At 35.4% G+C, this 25,018-nt stretch carries 20 protein-coding genes and 1 pseudogene; 8 read left to right on the top strand and 13 right to left on the bottom strand.

Features of this window, described 5'->3' with window-relative positions:
• Positions 1-6: 6 nt before the first annotated feature.
• Positions 7-567, bottom strand: a complete 561-nt coding sequence (locus tag ABEG11_RS02765) for a sugar O-acetyltransferase (RefSeq protein ID WP_348822675.1) — start codon at positions 565-567, stop codon at positions 7-9.
• A gap of 417 nt (positions 568-984) precedes the next feature.
• On the opposite strand from ABEG11_RS02765, the gene ABEG11_RS02760 reads away from it, so the two are divergent.
• The gene (locus tag ABEG11_RS02760; protein ID WP_348822674.1) at positions 985-1,512 is read left to right on the top strand and encodes a YceI family protein; all 528 of its coding nucleotides are present in this window, start codon (positions 985-987) and stop codon (positions 1,510-1,512) included.
• 66 nt (positions 1,513-1,578) lie between these two features.
• On the opposite strand, the gene ABEG11_RS02755 is transcribed toward ABEG11_RS02760, so the two are convergent.
• On the bottom strand, positions 1,579-3,054 hold the full coding sequence (locus tag ABEG11_RS02755; protein WP_348822673.1) for a glycoside hydrolase family 130 protein: 1,476 nt from the start codon (positions 3,052-3,054) through the stop codon (positions 1,579-1,581).
• Between the two features lie 368 nt (positions 3,055-3,422).
• Between ABEG11_RS02755 and fabD the strand changes: the two genes are divergently transcribed.
• Positions 3,423-4,295 (top strand): ACP S-malonyltransferase, encoded by an 873-nt coding sequence (gene fabD, locus ABEG11_RS02750; RefSeq protein ID WP_348822672.1) that lies wholly within the window; start codon positions 3,423-3,425, stop codon positions 4,293-4,295.
• A gap of 95 nt (positions 4,296-4,390) precedes the next feature.
• On the opposite strand, the gene galE is transcribed toward fabD, so the two are convergent.
• Positions 4,391-5,404: a UDP-glucose 4-epimerase GalE gene (gene galE, locus ABEG11_RS02745; RefSeq protein ID WP_348822671.1), complete on the bottom strand. Its 1,014-nt coding sequence runs from the start codon at positions 5,402-5,404 to the stop codon at positions 4,391-4,393.
• 129 nt (positions 5,405-5,533) lie between these two features.
• Entirely contained in the window at positions 5,534-6,664 is a 1,131-nt protein-coding gene (locus ABEG11_RS02740; protein WP_348822670.1) for a DegT/DnrJ/EryC1/StrS family aminotransferase, read from the bottom strand.
• A 179-nt stretch (positions 6,665-6,843) separates the two neighbouring features.
• Between ABEG11_RS02740 and ABEG11_RS02735 the strand changes: the two genes are divergently transcribed.
• Both ABEG11_RS02735 and ABEG11_RS02730 read left to right on the top strand, forming a co-directional pair.
• On the top strand, positions 6,844-8,100 hold the full coding sequence (locus ABEG11_RS02735; RefSeq protein ID WP_348822669.1) for a 3-deoxy-D-manno-octulosonic acid transferase: 1,257 nt from the start codon (positions 6,844-6,846) through the stop codon (positions 8,098-8,100).
• Positions 8,101-8,317: 217 nt separating this feature from the next.
• Positions 8,318-8,533 (top strand): hypothetical protein, encoded by a 216-nt coding sequence (locus ABEG11_RS02730; protein ID WP_348822668.1) that lies wholly within the window; start codon positions 8,318-8,320, stop codon positions 8,531-8,533.
• A 174-nt stretch (positions 8,534-8,707) separates the two neighbouring features.
• Here the strand turns inward: ABEG11_RS02730 and ABEG11_RS02725 are convergent, their stop codons facing one another.
• Together ABEG11_RS02725 and ABEG11_RS02720 are read right to left on the bottom strand one after the other, a co-directional pair.
• Positions 8,708-10,924: a TonB-dependent receptor domain-containing protein gene (locus tag ABEG11_RS02725; RefSeq protein ID WP_348822667.1), complete on the bottom strand. Its 2,217-nt coding sequence runs from the start codon at positions 10,922-10,924 to the stop codon at positions 8,708-8,710.
• 201 nt (positions 10,925-11,125) lie between these two features.
• Entirely contained in the window at positions 11,126-12,652 is a 1,527-nt protein-coding gene (locus tag ABEG11_RS02720) for a GH3 auxin-responsive promoter family protein (RefSeq protein ID WP_348822666.1), read from the bottom strand.
• Between the two features lie 188 nt (positions 12,653-12,840).
• Between ABEG11_RS02720 and ABEG11_RS02715 the strand changes: the two genes are divergently transcribed.
• Positions 12,841-13,635 carry a DUF2797 domain-containing protein gene (locus ABEG11_RS02715; RefSeq protein ID WP_348822665.1) on the top strand — a complete coding sequence of 265 codons (795 nt, stop codon included), beginning with the start codon at positions 12,841-12,843 and terminating at the stop codon, positions 13,633-13,635.
• 318 nt (positions 13,636-13,953) lie between these two features.
• Here ABEG11_RS02715 and ABEG11_RS02710 read toward each other — a convergent pair whose 3' ends face one another.
• Entirely contained in the window at positions 13,954-14,331 is a 378-nt protein-coding gene (locus ABEG11_RS02710; protein WP_348822664.1) for a hypothetical protein, read from the bottom strand.
• Positions 14,324-14,797 carry a hypothetical protein gene (locus tag ABEG11_RS02705; protein WP_348822663.1) on the bottom strand — a complete coding sequence of 158 codons (474 nt, stop codon included), beginning with the start codon at positions 14,795-14,797 and terminating at the stop codon, positions 14,324-14,326. The genes ABEG11_RS02710 and ABEG11_RS02705 overlap by 8 nt, the downstream gene beginning before the upstream one ends.
• 242 nt (positions 14,798-15,039) lie before the next feature.
• On the opposite strand from ABEG11_RS02705, the pseudogene ABEG11_RS02700 reads away from it, so the two are divergent.
• Together ABEG11_RS02700 and ABEG11_RS02695 are read left to right on the top strand one after the other, a co-directional pair.
• A pseudogene (locus tag ABEG11_RS02700) lies at positions 15,040-15,429 on the top strand (VOC family protein); the annotation flags it as partial.
• A gap of 60 nt (positions 15,430-15,489) precedes the next feature.
• On the top strand, positions 15,490-15,846 hold the full coding sequence (locus ABEG11_RS02695; protein WP_348822661.1) for a helix-turn-helix domain-containing protein: 357 nt from the start codon (positions 15,490-15,492) through the stop codon (positions 15,844-15,846).
• Between the two features lie 72 nt (positions 15,847-15,918).
• Here ABEG11_RS02695 and ABEG11_RS02690 read toward each other — a convergent pair whose 3' ends face one another.
• Positions 15,919-18,555 (bottom strand): AsmA family protein, encoded by a 2,637-nt coding sequence (locus ABEG11_RS02690; protein WP_348822660.1) that lies wholly within the window; start codon positions 18,553-18,555, stop codon positions 15,919-15,921.
• A 135-nt stretch (positions 18,556-18,690) separates the two neighbouring features.
• Positions 18,691-20,448 (bottom strand): signal peptide peptidase SppA, encoded by a 1,758-nt coding sequence (gene sppA, locus ABEG11_RS02685; RefSeq protein WP_348822659.1) that lies wholly within the window; start codon positions 20,446-20,448, stop codon positions 18,691-18,693.
• 126 nt (positions 20,449-20,574) lie between these two features.
• On the opposite strand from sppA, the gene folK reads away from it, so the two are divergent.
• Positions 20,575-21,711, top strand: a complete 1,137-nt coding sequence (gene folK, locus ABEG11_RS02680; protein ID WP_348822658.1) for a 2-amino-4-hydroxy-6-hydroxymethyldihydropteridine diphosphokinase — start codon at positions 20,575-20,577, stop codon at positions 21,709-21,711.
• Here folK and ABEG11_RS02675 read toward each other — a convergent pair whose 3' ends face one another.
• The 3 genes from ABEG11_RS02675 to ABEG11_RS02665 all read right to left on the bottom strand — a co-directional run bounded on the left by ABEG11_RS02675 (position 21,712) and on the right by ABEG11_RS02665 (position 24,979).
• Positions 21,712-23,826 (bottom strand): T9SS type B sorting domain-containing protein, encoded by a 2,115-nt coding sequence (locus tag ABEG11_RS02675; RefSeq protein WP_348822657.1) that lies wholly within the window; start codon positions 23,824-23,826, stop codon positions 21,712-21,714.
• An 85-nt stretch (positions 23,827-23,911) separates the two neighbouring features.
• Positions 23,912-24,442, bottom strand: a complete 531-nt coding sequence (locus ABEG11_RS02670) for an RNA methyltransferase (protein WP_348822656.1) — start codon at positions 24,440-24,442, stop codon at positions 23,912-23,914.
• A 75-nt stretch (positions 24,443-24,517) separates the two neighbouring features.
• Entirely contained in the window at positions 24,518-24,979 is a 462-nt protein-coding gene (locus ABEG11_RS02665; protein WP_348822655.1) for a DUF1573 domain-containing protein, read from the bottom strand.
• Positions 24,980-25,018: the final 39 nt, after the last annotated feature.

Genomic DNA, 25,018 nt, shown 5'->3' with positions numbered 1-25,018 from the left:
AAACCCTTAATCTCCCTCATTCAATTTCCGAATCACTTTGGCGGGATTTCCAACTGCCAAAGAATTCTCGGGAATATCCTTTGTCACAACAGATCCCGCACCAATCACACAACCATTACCGATAGTCACTCCCGGACAAATCACCGAATTCCCTCCTATCCAGCAGTCATCACCAATAGAAACAGGTTTTGAACTTTCGACTGTTCTTCTTTCAATCGCATTCAGCGGATGGGTTGCCGTGTAAATATGCACTCCTGGTGCGAAAAAAACATTGTTTCCAATAGTCACTTTCATCGTATCCAAAACCACACAATTTACATTAAAATATACATTCTCCCCCGAATAAATATTGTATCCATAATCACAATGAAATGGCGGTTCTATATACAATCGTTTATGCGAATTGGGCATTAATTCCCTAAGAATTGCCCTTGACTTTCCGTTCATCAAATACTCAGTGACGTTCAATTTGTGCAAAAGTTTTTTGGCTCTTGCGCGTTCTTCGGTTAGTTGTTTGTCATTGGCAAAATAGATTTCGCCCAAGAGCATTTTTTCCTTTTCGGTCATTTTTTATGCAATTCAAATTAACAACTGCAAAGTAGAAAAAAAATGGTTTCAATCTTATTTTGAAAAAGAAAAATGAATTTAAAATAACTGCAAATTCCATAAAAAATTATACGCATTTCCTGACTTCCTATGAAAAACAAAAGTTGTCTTTTAGCCCCGATCGCAGTGAAAATCCTTATGGTTCGGGGTTCGAACCATAAGATTGTAACGGAGGAGCTGGACTGAACTTCCCCTTAAATATCAAATCTTTCTGCTCCAAAAAACACTAATCAGGACTTTGCTAAAAAACACTCACTTAAATTAATACTGTCGGTTTTATTTCTTAATCTAGGTTAAGTGCTTCGTCGGTATTGTCGCTGTAAATTTGTCTTATCAAAATGAAACAAAATAAATTATTAAACAATAAAAAATAAAACTATGTCTACAACAAAATGGGCAATTGACCCAACACACTCAGAAATTGGATTTAAAGTAAAACACATGATGTTCACTAACGTTTCAGGTAAATTTGAAACTTATGATGCAACAATTACTACTGAAGAGGATAACTTCGAAAATGCCAGTATTGAATTTTCGGCAGAAATCAGTTCTATTAATACAAATAACGCAGACAGAGACAATCACTTGAAAAGCGGAGACTTTTTTGACGCAGAAAATCATCCAAAATTAACTTTCAAAGCCACATCTTTCACCAAAGATGGTGATGATTATGAATTAGCTGGAGATTTGAGCTTGAGAGGCGTAACAAAATCGGTAAAACTTCCTGCAGAATTCAGCGGCTTGATGAAAGATCCTTGGGGAAACACGAAAGCGGGTTTGAACATTTCAGGTAAAATAAACCGCAAGGACTGGGGATTAAACTGGAATTCGGCTTTGGAAACTGGTGGTGTTTTAGTTGGAGAAGAAGTAAAATTGAATATCGAATTACAATTGATAAAATTATAATCCAATATTTCACTAATAACACAAACCCTTACCATAAAAAGTAAGGGTTTATTTTTTTTTCAAATTTTATACACTTATTTTTTTGCTGTCCAGCAAGGCTTCAAGCAGTTCATTCATGTCCACCACGGCATACGTAGAAGAATAATCGGAAACTGCATAAGGCAATATAAGGCTGTTGTTATGAATTATGGAACCGCAGGAATACACCACATTTGGCACATAACCTTCGCGCTCTTCTTCCAAAGGAGCTAATAAAGGTTCTGAAAGCCTGCCAATTTCTTTGGAAGGATCCTCTAAATCAAATAATGACGCACCTATACAATAACGCCTCATGGCTCCTACGCCATGTGTTATAACAAGCCAGCCTTTCTCAGTCCATAAAGGTGAACCGCAATTTCCCACTTGTGTAAATTCCCAGGCATATTCAGGTTTCTGGATCAGCTGCGGGTTTTTCCATTCATTTGGTTTTAATGAATACATCAAATAATTATTAACGCCGTCCATTCGACCCAGCATGGCATATTTACCCTTTATTTTTTTAGGAAACAAAGCCATTCCCTTGCCTGTAGATCCTTCGCCATACAAAGGCATTACTCTAAAAGTATAAAAATCTTCGGTTGTGATTAATTTTGGAAGTATCGCATGACCATTATAAGCAGTGTAAGTCCCTATTACACTCTCGGATCCATCATCATCTGTAAAACGCACAAAACGGGCATCTTCAATTCCACGGCTCTCGGCCTCTGAAATTGGAAATATAACCCTCTCGGAAATATCCGAATCATGTTTGAACTGTATATCATAAAAAGAATTCATGACCCATAGTACTTCTTCGAAAGCTTCTTTTTTTTCTTTAATAATATCTGGGTTTTCTAATTCTTTCTTTAATAATTTTTTAAATACTGAATATTCAAAAATATCCGGCAGATCAAGCAATATAGATGAATAAATATCAAGTGTATGCATTTCTGCCAACTTAGAAAGAATACGTTTTTTATTGAACATCATTTTATGCAAAACCTCAGCTTTTTCGATACTGTCACCAATTCGCATCAGCTTGAGATTATTGTCTTTATCAATAATACCTCTTCGGAATACAATCGATGAAACATGTCCTTCGCCAGTGGCACGAAACGAAATTACTACTCGCTTCTCGCCTTTTTCCAAACCAGACTGATCAAAATCCTCTACTATAGATGGGTTAAAAAAAGCTGCCGATTCGATGGAATATTCCATGGTGAGATAGGAACCAATAAGCATTTTCCTCTCTTCGGAAAGGTCGGAATCATCTATCTGCATATGCTTAAGTATATGTTTGGTCTTATCGTAATGCCTGTGAAATAAAGCCGAAAGATTACGGTGACGCCTAGCGAACTCTCTATTTATTTGTTCCAAGGTATTATAGACTTCTACATTGCTCATCATCAATATACGGCCAATCAATTCCTTGGTACGCTCTTCACCGTTCATAAAATATCTAGCAACAACCCTGCTGGAATCAGGTAAAAATTTTATACTTTTTCTAGTAACAGATACTTTCATAAATTTATTTTTAATTAAAAAACAATAAGCAAATGCGTTCTTAAGCTCTGGAAAAACTATTTTAATACATGGTTGACTCTCAAATATACAAAAATAAATAACTTAAAAGATTGCATTCAAATAGATTATAACCCGTTTTTGTACTCAATATTTTATGAAAACTCAATATTTTTTAATTCTGATGTGAAGCAAAAATATCCCGATTTAGGAAAACAGAGCTTTGGCAGCAGTTTTTTTTAACGTAAATTGGAATGACTGCCAGAAAACTGTTCTTGATATCAAAAAATTGCTGCTCCTAAAAAAAATACTATTTTTGCATCCGATTTCAAATTTCACAACTTGAAACCTTAAACATTAAACTAGATTTTATGAAAGCATATGTATTTCCAGGTCAGGGCGCACAGTTCACAGGAATGGGCAAAGACTTATATGAAAACTCTCCATTGGCCAAAGAATTATTCGAAAAAGCCAATGATATTTTAGGCTTCCGCATCACAGACATTATGTTTGAAGGAACTGCCGAAGAATTAAAAGAGACTAAAGTTACGCAGCCTGCTGTTTTTTTACACTCGGTTATATTAGCCAAAACTCTTGAAAATTTCAAACCGGAAATGGTTGCTGGACATTCTTTGGGTGAATTTTCGGCATTGGTTGCCAATGGTGCATTATCTTTTGAAGATGGATTGAAATTAGTTTCGCAGAGAGCTTTGGCAATGCAGAAAGCCTGTGAAATAACACCTTCTACTATGGCAGCAGTTCTTGGACTGGCAGACAATATTGTTGAAGAAGTATGTGCTTCGATAGACGGAGTCGTAGTTGCTGCTAATTACAACTGCCCAGGGCAATTGGTAATTTCGGGAGAATTTTCTGCAGTAGAAAAAGCGTGTGAAGCAATGAAAGCTGCTGGTGCAAAACGTGCATTATTATTACCTGTTGGAGGCGCGTTTCACTCTCCAATGATGGAACCTGCAAGAGAAGAATTAGCTGCTGCTATTGAAGCAACCGTATTCTCTGCCCCTATCTGTCCAGTATACCAAAACGTGACAGCATCTGCCGTTTCGGATGCAGACGAAATCAAGAAAAATTTAATCATTCAATTGACTGCTCCTGTAAAATGGACACAATCGGTACAGCAGATGATAGCTGACGGCGCAACTTTGTTTACCGAAGTGGGTCCTGGAAAAGTACTAGCCGGATTAATTGGAAAAATTAACAAAGAAGCTGTGACTGCAAACGCATAAATTATGACTGCAGACTGCAGAATTCAGATATCAGTTTGTAAAAAAATCCCAAATTATCTTGTATAATTTGGGATTTTGGTTTTATTGTCTCAATATTACGAACGAATCTTCTGTTCCCATTTCCAAGCACTTGCCATAGCTTCATCCAGTGTAGACTGGGCTTTCCAACCCAGAACATTGTTAGCCTTATCTGTATTGGCATAGGCCGAGGTAACATCCCCTTCTCTGCGGGCTACAATTTTGTAAGGCAGTTTTTTTGCACTTACTTTCTCGAATGACTTAATCACTTCCAATACTGAACTCCCAGTCCCTGTTCCTAGATTGAAAACTTCTACTTTCTGCTGATTATTATTGTCCAATAAACGCTGCAAGGCAATCACGTGAGCTTTTGCCAAATCGACTACATGTATATAATCTCGCACTGCAGTTCCATCTGGTGTTGGATAATCATTTCCATAAACCGATAATTCGGTTCGAAGGCCAAAACCAGTTTGCGTGATAAATGGTACTAGATTTTGAGGAACTCCTAATGGCAATTCACCAATTTCTGCCGATGGATGAGAACCAATAGGATTAAAATAACGCAATAATACAGCATTGATATTAGTTACTTTGGCAGTATCCGTTATGATTTCTTCACCAATCTGCTTGGTATTTCCATAAGGAGACATTGCAGGCTGTGTACTGGCATTTTCGTCAATTGGCATTTTTTCGGCTTGGCCATACACGGTACATGATGAACTAAAAATAAAATTAGCCCTGGCTTGCTGTTGCAATTCCTGAAGCAGATAAATCAAGGTATTAAGATTATTTTCATAATACAGCAATGGATTTTCAACGCTTTCCCCAACTGCTTTTGAGGCCGCAAAATGGATTACTCCTGAAATATCAGTATGTCTTTTGAAAAAATCCTGCACTTTTCCTTTTTCCCGCAGATCTATATTTTCAAAAGCAGTATCAATTCCAGTAATAGCTTTGATGCCATCTAAAACTTTCAATGAAGAATTCGAAAGATTATCAATAACAATTACTTCAAAACCTTGATTCTGCAATTCAACAACGGTATGCGAACCTATAAAACCTAAACCTCCTGTTACTAGTATTTTCATATTTGTTTCATTTTTATGAAGCTGCTTTTTGAGCAGCCATTCTTTTTGGAATTGGGAACTTTCGCTAAGCCACAACTTAAAACTGAAATACGCTTTTGCAAGTATCGCCAAAAAACTATATCTGAAAATTTATTTTAAAAATTCCAGAACACTATCTGTTATGAATTTGATCTGCTCGTCATCTAATTCAGTGTGCATTGGCAATGCAATCACTTCTTTTACCAATTGATTGGTTACAGGAAAATCCTCTTCTTTATAACGAGCATCCAAATATGCTTTCTGTGAGTGCAAAGGGATTGGATAATAAATTGCACATGGAATCCCTTTATCCAGCAAATGCAGCATTAAAGCATCCCTGTCGGCATCTATAATTCTTAAAACATATTGATGAAAAACGTGATCATCTCCATTTGAATCAAACTCAGGAGTAACAATATTTTTATTTCCGGCTAGAGCCGAATTGTATTTTGACGCAGCCAAACGGCGTGCCGTATTGTATTCATTTAAAAAAGGCAATTTAGCATTCAAAACCCCAGCCTGAATACTGTCTAATCTAGAATTGACTCCCACTACATCGTGATGGTAGCGCTCGTACATTCCGTGATTTACGATTCCTCTTATTTTGTGTGCTAACACATCATCATTAGTAAAAATAGCGCCCCCATCTCCGTAGCATCCTAAGTTTTTAGAAGGAAAAAAAGAAGTTGAGCTTACATGCCCAATAACACCAGCTTTCTTTTTGCTTCCATCAGCAAATGTATAATTGGCTCCAATAGCTTGAGCATTATCTTCGATTACAAATAAATTATGCTCTTTGGCAATTGCCATAATTTCATCCATATTGGCAGCACGTCCAAATAAATGAACTGGAACAATTGCTTTGGTTTTTGGAGTAATTGCTTTTTTGATCGCCTCGATAGAAATATTCATATTTACTACATCAACATCAACTAAAACTGGAGTTAGCTGCAGGAGTGCAATAACTTCTACCGTTGCTGCAAAAGTAAAATCGGCAGTAATTACCTCATCACCAGGCTTCAAATCCAATCCCATCATTGCAATCTGCAAAGCATCAGTACCGTTAGCACAAGGAATTACGTGCTTAACATCCAAATAATCTTCAAGATTTTTTTGAAATTGATGAACCTGAGGCCCATTGATATAAGTGTTTGTATCTAAAACTTCTTGAATGGAAGCATTAACCGTGGAGGCAATTTTATCATATTGACTTTTTAAGTCAACCATCTGTATTTTTTTCATGTATTGATTTTTAACATCCTATTTCATAAGTAGGAACAATTATTAGAAGAACCTGCCAAAACACTAAATCCATCAATGATTTAGCATCTCTCGAACAAGCACAACAAAAATAGTTATTTTAATGAGTTTAAACCAATCAAAATAGTATAAAGAAATGTATTTTTACAAAAAAAATCCACATGCATTTTCTCTATAATCTAATCACTCTATTCGCCCAGCTTGCAATACAGATCATTGCACATTTCAGTCCTAAAATGAGACTTTTTGCAGATGGAAGAAAAGATGTTTTTTTGATTCTGCAGCAAAAAATAAAACCGCAGGATTCTACCATCTGGTTTCATGCTGCTTCGCTGGGTGAATATGAACAAGGTTTACCGGTGATTGAAAAAGTAAAAGAGAAATACCCGAACCACAAAATTATTATTAGTTTTTTTTCACCTTCTGGCTACGAAGTCCGCAAAAACAATACAATTGCAGATGTCACAATTTATCTGCCCTTAGATACACCAAAAAACACAAAACAATTCATAAAGCTAGCGCATCCAGAGCTGGTATTCTTTATCAAGTATGAATTCTGGATTAATTATCTTGATCAGCTCCAAAAACAAAACATACCTACTTATTTAATTTCAGGCATTTTTAGAGAAAAGCAGCTGTTTTTCAAATGGTATGGAGGATTTTATAGAAAAGCATTAAATACCTTTACTTATTTCTTTGTTCAAAATGAAAAGTCAAAAAAATTATTGCTGCAACTAGGAAAAACCAATACAACAGTTTCTGGAGATACACGATTTGACAGAGTTGTAACTATTTTAGAAAAAGACAATACTCTAGATTTTATTGCCGAATTCAAGAACAATAAAACAACAATCGTGATAGGAAGTTCCTGGCCAAAAGATGAAACCCTTTTAGTCGAGTACATTAATTCCTGCCAGCATGATGTAAAATTCATTATTGCACCACATAATATAAAACCAGAGCAGATTCAGCTATTGCAAGACAGCATTACAAAGAAAACAGTTTTATTTTCAGAAAAAGAAAACAAAGCGCTATCCCAATACGAAGTTTTTATAATAGACACTATAGGCATTTTGACTAAAATCTATAGTTACGGCGATATCGCCTATGTCGGGGGTGGTTTTGGAAATCCTGGTGTACATAATCTTTTAGAACCAGCTACGTTTGGAATTCCAATAGTCATTGGACCAAATTTTTCGCATTTTGATGAAGCTATCAAACTTGTAGAAAGCACAGGGTGTATTGCAATAAAAAATTTCAACGAAATGGAACTTGCTTTTTCTGCACTGATTCAAGATAACGAAATGAGACATCAAAAAGGAAAAATATGCTCTGGATTTGTACAAAAAAACAAAGGTGCTACTGATTGCATTTTAACACAAATAAGCCCTCAAAAAGGTTTGAAAAAACCTTTTTAAACATGAAAAAAGAGCTCAAAGCTAAAAGTATAAAGCCTTGTAAAACATCCAAGTATTTTAAAAAACATAAAAAATTAAATATTTTCTATTAACTAAATGAAAAAGCTAACGTTCTGATAGAAAATTATTTTTAAAAAATAAATGAAAAAATATTTTACATATTAAAAATTTTATATCTTTGCCACGAATTAATAATTAACCTTTATATTAAATTAAGATGAAAAAAGTATTTTTAAGTTTAGCTGTTGTTGCTGTATTAACTGTTGTATCTTGTAAAAAAGCTGACGCTCCTGCTACTGAAGAAGTTGCTGCTGATACTACTGCTGTAGTTGCTGATACTACTGCTGTTGCTGCTGACACTACTGCTGCTCCAGCTGCTGACACTACTGCTGCTCCAGCTGCTGAAACTCCAGCTGCTACTCCAGCTAAGTAATTTTTAAATTACACTAGAAAAAAAATAAGCTGCATTAAATGCAGCTTTTTTTTTGGAATTAATTCAAAGTATAAATTCACCTGATCATTGGTTTGTTTTTATAAATTTTTTCACAAATTGCGCAAAGCAGATAACCTTACGCAATTTTATAAATCATTTAATTTACTCCAAATACTATTTCATCATTCCTCCGCCAGTTTTCACTTTTTCGGTTTCGATATTGGTGTTTTCATTCTGCATTTTCAGGTTTCCGAAATTGTAAGTCAATGATATACGGAATGTTCTTGAATCTTGTTTTTGTCTAAAGGAAGTATTTAAATTTTCGCCGGCAATCAATGCATTCACTTCATTCTGATTGAAGACATCAAAACAATGCAGGCCAATTTTTAAATTCTTATCCATAAAATCCCTGTTGAATGAAATGTCAAACTGCTGAATAGGTTTGGTAATTTTATAAATCTGCCAATTTCCCGGAGGAAGATAGAAATACATCATTGAATTCTTGATTTTCCAAGGCAGCATAATCTGCGACTGGAAGGCATAATTAAAGATAGCTTTATTGGTATAAGGGAAATCATAGCCCTTAATATCCGATTTAATGTAGTTAAAATTTACAAAAATGTAATTCATCTCATCAATGTTTCCCATTCGTTTTTTGAACTCTTCTTTTCCTTTAAAAATATAATCTAACGGAATTGGAAAATTAGCATAAGCGCTAAAAGTATTGAAATGATCAAACTGCTGATAGGTCTGATTGCTCACCGGCTCGGTTGCATCGGCATCGGCACTAAACACAAAGAGATTATTATCTTTGGAAGCTGTATAGTTCATCCCAAGCTGTATAAACTGCATTGCTGTAATTTTAAATTCGTAGTTATTCAAATACGTTGGATCGAGGAAAAGGTTCCCTTGCGAAGTGTTGTATTGATCAAAAGCATTCCCGTTGTTTGGATCCAGATTATTGTAATTCGGCTGATTGATTTTTTTGGAATATGAAGCTGAAATATTTACGTTGTCATTCACTTCATAAATGGCACTGGCATTTGGAAACAAATTGGTGTTTTTGAATTTTATCGGCTCCGAAAGAGTGTTAGTGATTCGTTCTACATGGTAATCTTCAAAACGCAGTCCGGCGGTAAAATTGAATTTTTTTATCTTTTTGCGCGCTTCGGCGTAGAAAGCCAGATTATTTTCCGAGTAATCAAAATCAATTGTGCTTGTAGATGTATTGGTGTAATAATTTCCAATATCATTCACTTCCAGCACATTGAATTTACCTCCTGTATTGATAGAAAAATCTAATTTTTGAAATGGAATTGCAAAGTCATATTTCAGGTAATAATTCTTTAAATCAAAATTAAGACCACTGTTGGCAAATGAGTCTGAATTGGAAATACGATCAATCGCATTTGATTCTGTAAGAGGGTTTTTATCAAATAAATTACTGAATGCAATTACATCAAGTGTTCTTCCTAAAGTATCAAGCTTAGTTTTGTACTGCAGACTGATTTCGTGATTATTATTCTTGATTTTTGTTATTCCCTGATTGAAATAATCAATGTCATCGCCCATTGTTGTTGCATCAAAAACCGATCTGTCATTGGCGTAATTTCCGTTGTAATTGAATAATAAATTTGATTTTTCAGTCAGTTTGTAATTGGTGCCTAATCTAAAATACAAATTTCTGTTCGTGTTTACGGTAAAGTTTTCCTGCTTTAAATACTGCATTGGGTTAAATGCGGTAAACTCCTGTAAATTGCTGGTTTTTTGCTCGCTGTCAATATAATTATAACCCAGCATAGTCTGCCAGCTCAAGTTTTTTTCTTTTCCGTTTAAAAGAATCTGCGGGCTTGGTTTTTGGTATTTATTGAAATTATAATTGATGTTAAAACTGGCGTTTACACCTTTCATTCTTTTGGAACTGGTAACAATATTAATTACCGATCCGCTGGAATTGGCATCAAATGAGGCACCGGGATTATAGATAAGTTCTACTTTTTCGATTGCATTGGCAGGTAAAGTATTCAGATAATTCTGAAGATCATTGCCGGATAATGTACTTGGAGCGCCATCAATATAAATAGTAACCGCTTTTCCGTTTAGAGAAATACCGCCGGTTGGTGAGGTGATAACGCCTGGTAGTTTTTTTACGGCTTCAAGACTGCTCCCGCTGTTGAGCATGCCGTTGTCTTTTACGCTGATAGTAGTTTTGTCTGAATCAACCTTGATGTATTTTTTTTGGGCAGTTACTGTTACTTCGTTAAGAGCATTGACTTTTTCCTTGATGGAATCTTTTTCGGTTTTTGGAGAATTTTCTCCATTTGTCTTGGCTTCCTGCGCAAATATAAAAGTTGCACTAAGAAGCAATACGGCTAATACTATTGATTTCATTGATTGAATAATTTTTTGATTGATGATTGCATACAAGACTTTCAAAATCAAAAAATGTTACAACAGCCGATAGAAATATTTAGGAAAAGTTTTTAAAATTGTATGTACAGCTTGTCTAAATGCATCGTTTTCCATCACTTCAGCCATTAAAAGAACAGGAGACAGCGATTAAAATTATTAGCAGGCAGAAAAGTTTTTTTATTAGAGATTAACAAAGTGCTGCATTTTTTTCAATTGCTCGAGATAGTCTCTTTTGTTGGATAAACGGGGGATTTTGTGCTGGCCTCCAAGTTTATTGCATTCTTTGAGCCAATCATAAAACAAACGTTCTCTGGCAACATTAATCACCAGTGGGTTCAGCGTCATGTTGTTGTAGCGTTTGGCTTCATAATCAGAATTTAAAGATTGCAAAGTTTCGTCTAAAATCTTTTGAAAAGCATTGATGTCTTTTGGTTCCTGCTTGAATTCAATCATCCATTCATGAGCACCTTTTTCCTTGTCTTTCATAAAAATAGGCGCAACCGTATAATCGACTACCTCGGTTTGGGTTATTTTGCAGGTTTTGGCAATAGCCTGATCGGTATTTTCAACCATTAGTTCTTCTCCAAAAACATTGATGTGATGCTTGGTGCGACCAGTCACGCGTACGCGATAAGGATCCAAAGAAGTAAAACGCACCGTGTCGCCAATTAAATAACGCCACAAACCGCCATTGGTAGTAATCACCATAGCGTAGTTCTTGAACAATTCAACATCGGCCAATCGAATCGCTTTTTGGTCTGGTGTGCCAAAAGTGTCCATCGGGATGAATTCATAAAAAATCCCATAGTCCAGCATTAACAATAAATCGCTGGAGCCATTTATGTCCTGAATGGCAAAAAAGCCTTCGGAAGCATTGTAAATTTCGTAGTATTTGAATTGGTTTTGCGGAAGAATTTTTTGGTACTGTTCGCGATACGGATCAAAACTTACACCTCCGTGAAAGTACACTTCCAAGTTGGGCCAGACTTCCATTAGGTTTGTTTTTCCGGTTTCTTCCAAAACTTTGTTCATAAGCACCAGCATCCAAGAAGGAACACCAGCAAAACTCGTCACATTTTCATTTAGGGTTTCCTTGATGATAGCGTTCATTTTGCTTTCCCATTCGCTCATTAACGAAATTTTACTGCTCGGCGTACTGCTAAATTCGGCCCAGATAGGCATATTTTCAATTAAAATTGCCGATAAATCGCCAAAGAAAGTATTGTTGTTTTCGTAAATCTGGGAACTGCCTCCTAAGCGGAGACTTTTGCCCACAAACATTTCCGATTCCTCATTGTTGTTCAAATACAGGCACAGCAAATCTTTACTGCCTTTGTAATGACAATCTTCGAGCGCTTCATTACTTACCGGTATAAACTTGCTTTTGGCATTGGTAGTACCGCTGGATTTGGCAAACCATTTTACGGGAGTGTTCCAGAGCACGTTTTGTTCTCCCTGACGTGTACGTTCTATGAATGGTTCCAAATCTTCGTAGGAAGAAATTGGAACTCTTTCGCTGAAGGTTTTATATGATTTTATTGAGGAATATTCGTATTGTCTGCCAAAAACCGTTTCTTCCGATGAGCGTATTAAATTCATCAGCAATTCTTCCTGAACCTCATTTGGATACTTCAGAAAAAGCTCAATTTGATGAATTCTTTGTTTCAAGAACCAAGAAGCGATAGAATTTAAAATAGCTAAAGGCATCGGTATTTGGGATTTGTGATTGTAGATTAACGATTTTAGATTTGAATATCGATTGACAAATACTAAATTTGCAACTGTATCAAAAATAGTCTTTTTTTGTAAAAAACAATTCGATTTTTGTCAAATATTCAAAATTCAAGCGAATAGTCCTGTTATTTACAATCATAAATCAACAATCTAAAATCCCAATGACATACCAAGGAGTACTTTCTAAAATGCAGACCGAATTTGGAAATCCCATCCAATATTATCTGGTTTTCGAAAACAGTTTTTTAAACATGAATCAGCTGTTAAACAAGGAGCTGGAAATTAATTTTGAAGGCTATCAGTGTTTGAACTGCAATAAAAAGAAAAAAATATTCCGTCAGGGATTCTGTTACGACTGCTTTTATTCTAGTCCGGCGGTGGGCGACTGGATCATGAAACCCGAGCTGAGTACTGCACATCTTGGGATTGCCGATCGTGATTTAGATTACGAACAAAAAGTGCAGTTACAGCCTCACATCGTTTATTTGGCTTTGTCGAGCGAGGTCAAGGTAGGGGTGACGCGCAAAACGCAAATGCCTACGCGATGGATCGATCAGGGCGCGACTCAGGCGATTTCAATCGTGGAAGTGCCCAATCGATATTTGGCAGGAATCACCGAGGTAGCCCTGAAAAATCATTATGCCGATAAAACCAATTGGCGCAAAATGCTTCAAAATGATGTCCTGCCTGTCGATTTAATTGCCGAAAAATTAAAGCTTGAAAATCTCATCCCAGCCGAAGTGCAGGAGTTTTATCATTTGGACAAAAATGACTTGTACGAAATGCATTTTCCCGTTTTGAATTATCCCAAAAAAATAGCCAGCCTAAGTCTCGATAAAACACCTCATTTCACAGGAAAACTAACGGGAATCAAAGGACAGTATCTTATTTTTGAAGACGGAACCGTTTTCAATGTTCGTGGTTTTGAAGGCTATGTTGTTTCGATTAATGTGTAAAATTATTGTTATTTGGGCGTGCCACCCACAAAGAAAAAGGGCTATCTACTTTGCGGTGATAGCCCTTTTTCTTTGTGGCTGTCGGGCTATTCATTACAAGTCCTCGACAAGTTCCGCTGTCGCTACACTTGTCTGCGGGCTTTTCATTGCTATCCCTCACGCAGTTTAGCGGTATAAACAAGATTATTTTTTTTAGAAATATATTCGATATATTTGAGAGGTGAAAAGAAAATAAATTTTACAAAACCACTTGTTTTGAGTATTTTTTATAGAAGTTTATCAGACTTATTTATAGTTAATCCTTAAGAATAGGAGAGATCAAGAACAAATTTCTTTGATAGTTTTTAGGTATTTTTGACAAAGTTTTGCATGTTCAGGATGAACTTTATAATCATGATACCTTGCAGTAAAGCTACAATTCATTAAAAAACCATAAGATGTTGAGATAGCAGGTAGACCAACTTGAACTAATTGATTTGTAGCTTCGTGCTTTCCTTTGCAATTAAGAGCTTTGGCTACATCGTCAATACAGTTACAAAGTTGTCCATTGTAAGTCCCTGGCAATAATTTATGCTGTACATAATGTAATGCAGAATAGAAAGCTGTAGTATTAGCCCAATCTAAGAAAGTTTTTTCATCGTAAAGTTGCTGAGAGAGCTTTTCATTGTGCTCAGCTTGATCTAACCGTTTAGACATTTTCAACCTTTAAAAAGCCATCTGTTTTGAGCTCATTTTCATTAATATCGGAGTCTTGAATGAAGTAAAGTTGCATAACTATGCCGAATTCTTGCTTAAATTTATTTTGAATTTCATTTGAAAGCTGAAAAAACTTGTCTATAAATTCTTCATTATAGGTGTTCTCAAGCGGAGTAGTAAGCATAAATTTAAATGCAAATGGATTAACAAAAAATTGAGATGTTTTAAATCCTGCATTTTCTAAGCCTTTCATTACATCTAATCCATACAAAAACATTTGAGTTGATGATCGCATCAATTTGTCTTTTATTTCTTCAAAAGCTTTTTTATTGCCAATTTCTTCACCTTTATTAAATGCATCTATAACATGGTTAACATGAAAATAACCATCCATTATAACATTCTGCGACTGATCTTCAATCTGTTGCAAATAGGTTTTTAAATTTTTGGTAATTACGCTAGACATATAATTGAAATTTTATACAAACATAGCACAATAATCTAAGATTAGTTAACTTAGAAAAGTTTTTTTATTATATGACTAAATTTTAACATTGGATTAAGACTGTTTATAAATAGCATTTTTGTGAAAATTTACGTTTATCTTTTGCAAGAAATTTTAACTTAGTGGAAATAATTCGTAACTGCGTATTACAAGAAACTTGATCTTTTTTAATTTGTATTAGAGAATAAGATGCAATTAAAACAATGAACATCATGGAAGATTCAAACAACAAACCGGAAGACAAAACCCCAAAAGTAACAGGAATCGGCGGAATATTCTTTTTTTCGGACAATCCAGCTGAAACCAGAGAATGGTATGCAAAAAACTTAGGACTTGATGTCAATGAATGGGGTTCCACTTTCGAATCCCGAAATATAGACAAACCCAATGAAGTAAATCAATTGCAGTGGAGTCCTTTTAAGAGCGGAAGTGAATATTTTGCTCCATCCAAAAAGGAATTCATGATTAATTACAGAGTTCAGAATATCGAAGAACTTGTAAAAAATCTGAGAGCCAACGGCGTGACCATCCTCGATGAAATGGAAACCTTCGATTACGGAAAATTCATTCACATCATGGACTCCGAAGGAAATAAAATAGAACTTTGGGAACCTGTTGATGAGGTTAGGTAATGCAAACGAAATTTAACAGCTATGGAAATTAAGCCTATAAAAAATGATAAAGATTACAATCAAGCTATAGAACGGCTTGAAGTAATTTTTGATGCTAAATCTGGTTCGCCAGAAGGGGATGAACTTGAAGTGCTTGGCATTTTGATTGATCAATATGAAAACGATAATTTCCCTATTGGGTTGCCAGACCCAATTGAAGCAATCAAATTCAGAATGGAGCAAATGGGCTATAGTCAAACTGATTTAGCAGATATCGTTGGGTTGAAAAGCCGTGCGAGTGAAATTCTAAATCGTAAAAGAAAATTATCCTTAGAAATGATTCGACAGCTTCATGAAAGATTACACATTCCCACTGATGTATTAATTCAATCATATTAAGTCTGAGATATTGCCTCCTTGGAAAAACAATAAAAAAGCCGTCTCCAATTTTTGTGAGACGGCTTTTTAAGTTTAATTTTGAGGAGTTGTAGGCTCTGCTGGTTTTTTCTTTTTGAATAAACCATTTAGTAAATCGCCGGCTTTCTTTTTAACATCTTCTTTTTGAGTATTGGTTTTAGTAGTGTCGGTATCTGTTTTTTGGTTTTTACTCAATAACTTATCCAATTCTGAAGTTCCTTTTTTCAGCAGTTTGTCCGATTGCTGTTTGGCTAATTCTTTCGTCAGGTTAGTCATAACTGTTTTCATATCGGTTGAGATTTTCGGATTACTGAAATTACCAGTCATTAACGCAGTTACAGGAATATTTTCAAATTTGGCAGCATCGGCTGGAGACATTTTCGAAATAAAAGCATTGGCTTCTTTGCCTAAATATTTAGCAGGAACATTAAACTTGATGTTGTAATCCATATTTTGATCAAAACCATGTGTTCCGCCAACAGTCGCTTTTATATCCTGATACTTTATATCAAACGGTTTGACATTTACTTTTCCATCTTTAAAAGTCAATGCAGCCTTGATGTCATTAAGATTTATTTTATTTAAATCAACAAATTTAACATTGGAAGTCAACGCTTTTAATACTGTCGAATTATTCGAATTTATAGTTGTTGAAAGCAATTGCCCGATTAAATCTCCTGAAATTGTTTTCAAATCCGGAGTCATTTCAGTGGCATCAAGATTTCCGTTTAACTTGATAGCGGTGTTTATTTTTCCATTTACGACACCTGCAATTGGAGCTATTTTTTTCAGCATATCCAATTGGGTAAAACTCTGCTGGATATCAACTTGATTTAAATTTAAATCCATATCAAAAACTGGCGTTTTTCCTTTGGTAGAAACAGAACCATTCGCACCAATTGTTCCCCCAAAAATGGATGTTTTTACATCTGTCAAGGAAACTTTTTCATCTTTAATGGTCATTTTACCCGAAACAGCTTTCAATGTAAGATTGTCATACAAAACCGTATTTGCTTTTGCGGTAAGCGTACAATTTAAGAAAGCCGGTATTTTTAAAGGTTCAGATTTAGCTGCTTTTTTTGCAGTTTCTTTTGTTTCTGCTGTTTCTGCATTAGCTGGAGCCGTGCTGGCAGTCATAAAATCACTTACAGCAAGCTGGTTTGAAGACAAATTGAAATTTCCTTTCAGCTCTTGTTTTCTGAACATAAAACCATAAAAATTATCTAAAACTCCTGTTACGCTAAGGTCGCTTTTCCCAGTTTTTGCATTAAATTGTTTCAGGTTAACCTGACTTGGGTTGAATTGTACCAAAGCATTGCTGATGGTCATATTTTTGCCGTTTCCGTCATCATAATTAAATCCTGTCAAGCCGATAGTTCCAGCATTATTGATATTTTGGTACTGGCTTTTTTCAACCGAAACCATATCAAATTTGGTAGTTACATTTGCTTTAAGAATACCAGTAAGCGGTTTTTCAAGCTTTATCGGATAGGCTTTAGAAAGATTGGCTAAATTGATAGTCCCTTTCAGAGCAGCGTCAACCAAAGCATTGGTGCTGATGTTTTTGATATTGGCTTTGGCATCAAAAACGTCCTGATCGATTCTAAACGAAAGTTTATCCAGATTAACATAAGTATCATTCATGATACCGGTTTCATTTACGATTTTGGTATCAATTACAATGCTTTGCACCGATTTTGGCAGGTTCGGATATTGAAATGATCCATTATTGGAAGCAATGGCAATATTGAATTTTGGAATAGTAGTATCGGTAAGTGTGCCTTTTGCAAAACCATTAACCGTAAAATCTCCCGTAGTTTTTACGCCTTCCAAGCTGGAAGAATAAGCAGCAGGAATTAGTCCCAAAAAGTTTTTGAAAGACGAAGTCGGTGTTTTGAATTTCAGGTCATACACTTGTCCTGCTTCGGCCATTTGTATAAAACCGTCAAATTCCAACGGAAGCTGATTGATTAAAGCTTTGTTCTCTTTAAAAGTATATTTGCTTTTCTCTAAATCAATACCAAGAACGGCATCCAGTGACAGTGCAACGTTTTTCATGTAATTGATTTTGCCCATGTCAAATGATACTTTGGCAGTTGATTTGGTGTCTAAATCCAGTTTTGAACCGCTGAAATCACCAGTTCCTTCATGGTTTAAACTGTCAATGACCATTCGCATCTGTGAACCCTCATCAAAGTATTGAAACTTGAAATTCTCAATTTGGTATTTTTGGATTTTCAATGCCATTGGATCGCTTTTAGAATCATCTTCTTTTGGTTTGTTGTCTTTCAAAGCAATATCAAAATTTCCAATTCCGTCTTTGTTGAATATAATATTAATAAAACCATTTTTCGAAGTTATTCCTTCAATTTCCATGGCTTCTTCTTTGCCCTTAAATAATTCTTTGACAGACATTTTTAAGTTTAATTCGCCCAATGAAACCAATGTATCTCCTTCAAATGGAGCCTTGTTGATAATTAACAGTTTGTCTAAAACAACTGTAGCTTTTGGGAAATTTTTGAATAAACTCAAATCAGCATCTGCAAAAGAAACCTTGGCGTCTACTTTTTCATTAATAGCCTCAGTAATTTTGGCTTTTATTTGGTCTTTAAAGAAATAAGGAATTGCAAATAAAGAAGCTGTAAATACAACTAATACAATTCCGGCGATTTTTAGAATTTTCTTTAACATATAAGTTTAGTAATTTGGGTTATTATTACAAAAATAAGTGTTTATTAATTAGCTGTTCTGTTAAAATTTATAAAAAAAAGAAACCCCTTCCTGTTTTAAAAACGGGAAGGGGCTGAGTTTTATTATTTTAAAAGATTAATGTATAGAAATTTCAAAAGGCATTCTGGCCTGGATGCCTTTTTGAAGCTGTACTTTTTTAACCTGCTGCAAAAGGAAATAATTTTCTTCGCCTATTTCTTCTTTAATTAAAGCCTCTTTTGATTTGGCAAAAGGAATGTTTGCAAATACATCGGCAAAATCTTTTTCATATTCTGGAAAGTTTTGAGTGGAGTAGTCTTTGATTTTGGCTAATGATGCCGCTTCTTTTATAGCGTCATTTAAATTCCCGATTTTATCAACTAAACCAATTCTTTTCGCTTCAATACCAGTCCAGACACGGCCTTGTGCAATAGAATCTACTTGTGCATAAGTCATTTTTCTGCCTTCGGCGACATGAGTTACAAATGTTTTATACACTCTTTCAATTCCTTCCAAGGTTACTTTTTTGAATTTCTCGTTCAAAGGTACAAATGGACTGTAATTGGCATTTTCATTTGTTGTTACCTGTTCGGTATTGATTCCAATCTTGTTTGACAATTGACTGAAATTTGGTAAGACTCCAAAAACTCCGATAGAACCTGTTATTGTGTTTTTTTCGGCAAAAATAGTATTGGCATTGCATGAAATATAGTATCCTCCAGAGGCTGCATAATTACCCATAGAAACCACAACGGGTTTTACTTTTTTGGTCAATTCGATTTCTCTCCAGATCAAATCCGATGTCAGAGCGCTTCCTCCTGGGCTGTCCACACGAAGCACAACCGCTTTGATGTCCTTGTTTTTTCTTGCTTCCTGAAATGAACGGCGCATAGAACCTTCGCCAATTACGTCAACGTCACCTTCACCGCCTTGAATTTCGCCTTGAGCGTAGATAACAGCAATTTGATTGTCTGTTTCTGAAAGTATCGAGGTAGTGGCTATTTTTTGGGCATAATCAACAATGGAAACTTTGTTATAATCTTCATCAGCTGACACTTTTAAAATATTTTTGATAGCCTGATGATATACATCTTCGTAAGCAACAATGTCGATAAGTTTATTGGCTTTGGCCATTTCGGGAGTTCTTGCCAATAAGCCGGTAGCAATTTCGTTTAACCTAGCCGTTGAAATATGACGGCTTGCTGAAATATCTTCGAGAACCGAACTCCATACGGAATTTAGCAAAGCGGTGGTCTGCTCTCTATTGGCATCACTCATTTTATTTTCAAGGAAAGGTTCAACGGCGCTTTTGTATTTTCCGTGACGGATAACTTCCATTTTTACTCCTGTTTTTTCCTGTAAATCTTTAAAGAACATAATCTCAGTTGATAATCCTTTGAAATCAAGATCGCCGGCCGGATTTAAATAAACTGTATTGGCAACAGAGTTCAGATAGTAATCTCTCTGTGAATAATCATTGGCATAAGCCATAACAAATTTTCCGGATTTTTTAAAGTCATTCAGTGCTTCTCTCAATTCTTTGCTTTGCGCTAATCCCAAAGATGAATTTTGGTTTAAAATCGATATTCCCTTGATGTCATTATCTGTTTTTGCAGCTTCAATAGCATTAATAATGTCAATAAGCCCTATATTTTTTTTCTCCGAAAAAACATCCATCCAAGGATCTTTGTATTTCCCAGCGTAATCATTGGAAATGTGTTCTAAGTTTAATTCGACAACCGAATTGGCTTTAACCTCAACTCCCTCAGAATCACCGCCAAAAAGTGCTCCGATAAGTACAATACCAAAGAAAAACAGCATGAAAAAGACAAAAATACCAATGATGGTAGCCATTACGTTTCCTAAAAATCTCATAAATTATATTTTAAAGATAAGTATTTAAAAATGTTAATTTGTTACAGTCCTGAATGAAAATAAATTGCAACACAGTGGGCAAATATACTGTTATTCTAAAATTCTTTTAGTTAATTTGTGCTTAATATGGAACTACAGCATCAGGTCATTTTATCTTTAGGAAGCAATCAAGGCAATCGATTGAGAAACATCGAATTGTGCCTTGAATTAATTCATCTTAAAGTAGGGACTATTGTAAAAGTGTCCAATTTGTATGAAACTCCTTCCTGGGGATTTGAAAGTGAGGCATTCTATAATTGTGCTCTGGTTATGCATACTTTTAAAAAAGCCGGACAGATTCTGGAGGAAGTTTTAGCTGTTGAAAAACAGCTGGGCAGGACACGCAGCGAAAATGCGGGTTATCAATCTAGAATTATTGATATTGATCTGATTGCTTTTGATTCTGAAATAATCCATACCGAACATCTGCAGATTCCTCATCCTCTGATGCAGAACCGAAAATTTGTTTTACTTCCTTTTCAGGATTTAAAATTAGACTGGGTTCATCCTGTTTTGAAAAAAACTATTCCAGAATTAATTCAGATAACACCAGATGACAGCGTTTGCGAAATAGTTCAGGAATTAAAATACCCTTTGAATGCAATTCGGTTAAATCAGTATAATTACATTGCCATCGAAGGGAATATTGGTGCAGGAAAATCAACATTGGCGTTAAAAATGGCTCAGGATTTTAATGCTAAAACAGTTTTGGAGCGTTTTGCAGATAATCCTTTTTTGCCAAAATTCTACGAAGATCAAAGCCGGTATGCTTTTTCATTAGAAATGTCTTTCTTGGCAGACAGGTATCAGCAGTTATCAGATGATTTGTCGCAGTTTGATTTGTTTAAAGACTTTATCATTGCCGATTATCATATTTTTAAATCGCTCTTATTTTCTAAAATTACTTTGGAAGTCGATGAATTTCGATTGTATCGTACGCTTTTTGACATTATTTACAAAGAAATGCCAAAACCGGATCTGTATATTTATCTGTATCAAAATACCGACCGTTTACTGCAGAATATAAAAAAACGCGGGCGTAGCTACGAGCAGGATATTACCGAAGCATATTTAGACAAAATAAATAAAGGCTACTTAGAATACATCAAGACCCAGACAGATTTGAATGTTTTGGTAGTTGATGTTTCCGACCGTGATTTTGTAAGCATCCAGGAAGATTATATTTATATTCTGAACGAAATCCAGAAGAAAAGTAATCTGTAATTATCTCTTCAGAGAAAAATGGCCTTTTACTTCCGGACTGTTTTTATCTAACTTTAATACATACCAATAATCAGTCGCAGGTAATAAGCTTTTATTAAAAGTACCATCCCATGAACGGTTAAAATTATTAAGCTTTGTGATTAATTTTCCATATCGATCAAAAATAGTTACTTCACTTGAAGGATAATTCACTAATGCTTTTACATCCCAAACATCATTAAAACCATCATTATTTGGAGTAAAATATTTAGGAACAATTATAACAATGAATGTTTTCAGGTCAATACTGCATAAATTAACCTCACGTACATATGCTGTCTGCAGTCCGCTTGGTGCATTTGTGAATACATTTGAACTTTGGTAATTGACTCCGTCTATTGAGAATTCAAAATAATCTTCGTTTTTAACGAGTTCAATTGTAACTGTTGTTTCATCGACTGCTACATTTTTTATTTGAGGCTTATCATTTTCAACAACATTGATTGTTTTTCTACTGATGCAGTTTTGAGGAGCAGGACTGGTTACGTCGACAGTATAAACTCCCTTGCTTACGACATCTATAGTTTGTGTTGTTGCCGATGTTGACCACAGATAAGTCATGGCCGGAACACCAGCATCTAAGGTAATAGTCTGTGAAATACACTTTTCGCGAGTCTGATCGCTTACAGGTGGAAGCGGGTAAACAACTAAGTCTAAAGGTGTTTTTGTACTGTTAACACATCCGCTATTGACTGCTTCGGCATAATAAATAGTATTAGCAGCAATAGCTGGAGTTGTGAAAGACAATCCTGTACCTACAATGGCACCGCTAATTTCCGAATACCAGTTTATAATTCCCTCGGACGGTGTGGCTTCTAGCTTGAACGAACCTTCACCGCATCTCGTTACAGGTGTATTAGTGCTTATAATGGCTGGGGTATTGATTATTTTGGCTTCTACTGCAGTTCTCGGATTAGTACAGCCAGCAATTTCAGCATAAAAAATAGTTGTAGAAGTTAGATTTGGGGTCAAAAAACTATTTCCATTACCTAAGTTATTCCCTCCTGTTAAGTCATCATACCAGTTAATGGTTCCTGTGGCAGCTGTCGCCTGAAGTGTAACTGTCCCAGCATCACATCTTGACGCAGGTTTTGTGTCTGATATTGTGGCAATAGTTAATGATGTACTGGCCGAAAGCTTTAGAACTGGATCGCCTGCAGTGCCTCCGTATTCAACAATATAACCTTTTGGCTGATAATCACCGCTAGGCGAACCAGAATCGGCTAAATCATTCCATGATCCTGCAACTCCAATTCCTGGAGCGGTAATATGTGCATAATCCTCATCACCTGCCTGATTGGGTTCTCCGCTATTCCAAAAAGCAAAGTTCGGTGATGAACCATTTGATAATCCATTCCAGAAAATAGTACCGGCTTCTGGGCCCGTCATCCACTTCCAAGTTCCTTCAGTTTCCGAATCGGATCCGCCTATCCATCCTGCTCCAGGAGCTTGCTTTCCTGCTAATTGTGCTTCATCAGCAGCAGTTATAGTAGCCAAATACCCTTTTAGTCCGTAATATGTTTTTAAATCTGCTGCTGTTTTTGCTTTTGTCCAGCTAATTCCTAAATCAGCCACATATTCATAATAATGACCATTTCTAGGAAGATAATTAGCTTGCCCTATACTAATTGAAAAGTTTCGAATTCCGCTTGGTTTAACGGATGAGTTGCTAAATTGAACGTCTCTTATGGCTTTTTCTAAATCAATATACGTTACAGGTAATCCTGTTGGGCTTTTTAATGTTAATTTGCCTTCGTTTGAATTCCAAGTACTTTGAATTGCAGGATGTGATAAAGGATTGTTTAACGTTAATTGATCTTCTCCCTTTACATAACCAGATGAAATCTGAATATAAATAGCATCAGTGCTTGTATCGTCAACATCTGTAATAGAGATACTGGTTACAATATTTACACTAGCCAAAGGACAATAGGCTTGATTGCCAGCTGCAGTTATAACAGGAGCTGCATTAGCTAATGATACAAATGTTTTTTTAGGTGCAGGATTTGCATTGCTAAAAGAAAAAACAAAAAGCACAAAAAAAAGCGGTACAGCAAAGAGATATCTAATTTTCATTTTATAAAAATAAGCTTTTATATCAAAATGCAAAACTTTGTTTAAAAGATTATTATACACAAAATATATAATTACAAATTAACTTTTAGTTGTTAAATTGTTTGAATAGATCCCAGACTACAATTCCTGCGCTTACTGATATATTTAAAGAATGTTTAGTTCCTAACTGCGGAATTTCGATACAGCCATCACATAAAGCCACAGCTTCCTGCGCTACGCCATAAACTTCGTTCCCAAAAACCAAAGCATATTTTTGATTCTTCTGCACTTTAAAGTCCTGAAGAAAAACGGCACTCTCAACTTGTTCTATTGCAAGAGTTATAATATTTTGTTTTTTTAAATCTGCAATAACTTCCAACACACTTTCATGATGTTCCCAGGTTACGGTTTCGGTTGCTCCAAGAGCCGTTTTGTTAATTTCTTTATTGGGAGGAACTGCAGTAATTCCGCACAGAATTATTTTTTCTACCAGAAAAGCATCAGCAGTACGAAAAACAGATCCAATATTATGCAAACTTCGGATATCATCCAAAACTAATATTAAAGGCGTTTTTTCAGATTTTTTAAAATCGTCTACTGATTTTCTATCCAGTTCGCTGTTTTCGAGTTTTCTCATTGTAAGGAATTATATTTTATAAAGAAAGGCTTCCTAAAATCAGGAAGCCTTTCTTGTATTTTGTGTGAAAAAATATTAGCTTTTTGTAGCAGCTGGTGCAGCATCTGGCAAAACAGTACCTTTAATAGTAAGGGTTTTTGTAGGCTGACCCGCAGCATTTGATGTTACGATAACCTGTTTTGTGAAAGGTCCTACTCTGTCTGTAGCATATTTTACACCTATAATTCCTTTTGCTCCTGGAGCAATTGGCTCTTTTGGTGTAGATGGAACTGTACAGCCACAAGTACCTTGTGTGTTAGTAATGATTAATGGTTTGTTACCATTATTTGTGAATACAAATTGACGATTACCGTCAGCATTATGAGCTACGGTTCCATAATCAATAGTTTCATTTTCAAAAACCATTCCTGCACCCTCTACTTTTGGCAGCGCAACAACAGTTGTTTTTGCTTTTTTAGCTTTCTTTGAAGTCTCTTGAGCGCTAGAAATCGTTGTTCCTAAAACGGTTAGCATAGCTAATAAAAATATTTTTCTCATAGTTTATTTTGAATTATTTCACAAATTTATACAAATTAA

This window comes from Flavobacterium aestuarii (genome assembly GCF_040049115.1).
In the GTDB taxonomy this organism is placed as follows: Bacteria; Bacteroidota; Bacteroidia; order Flavobacteriales; family Flavobacteriaceae; genus Flavobacterium; species Flavobacterium aestuarii.
The sequence above is the reverse complement of the archived record's forward strand: the minus strand, read 5'-3'. Positions and strand labels throughout refer to the sequence as shown.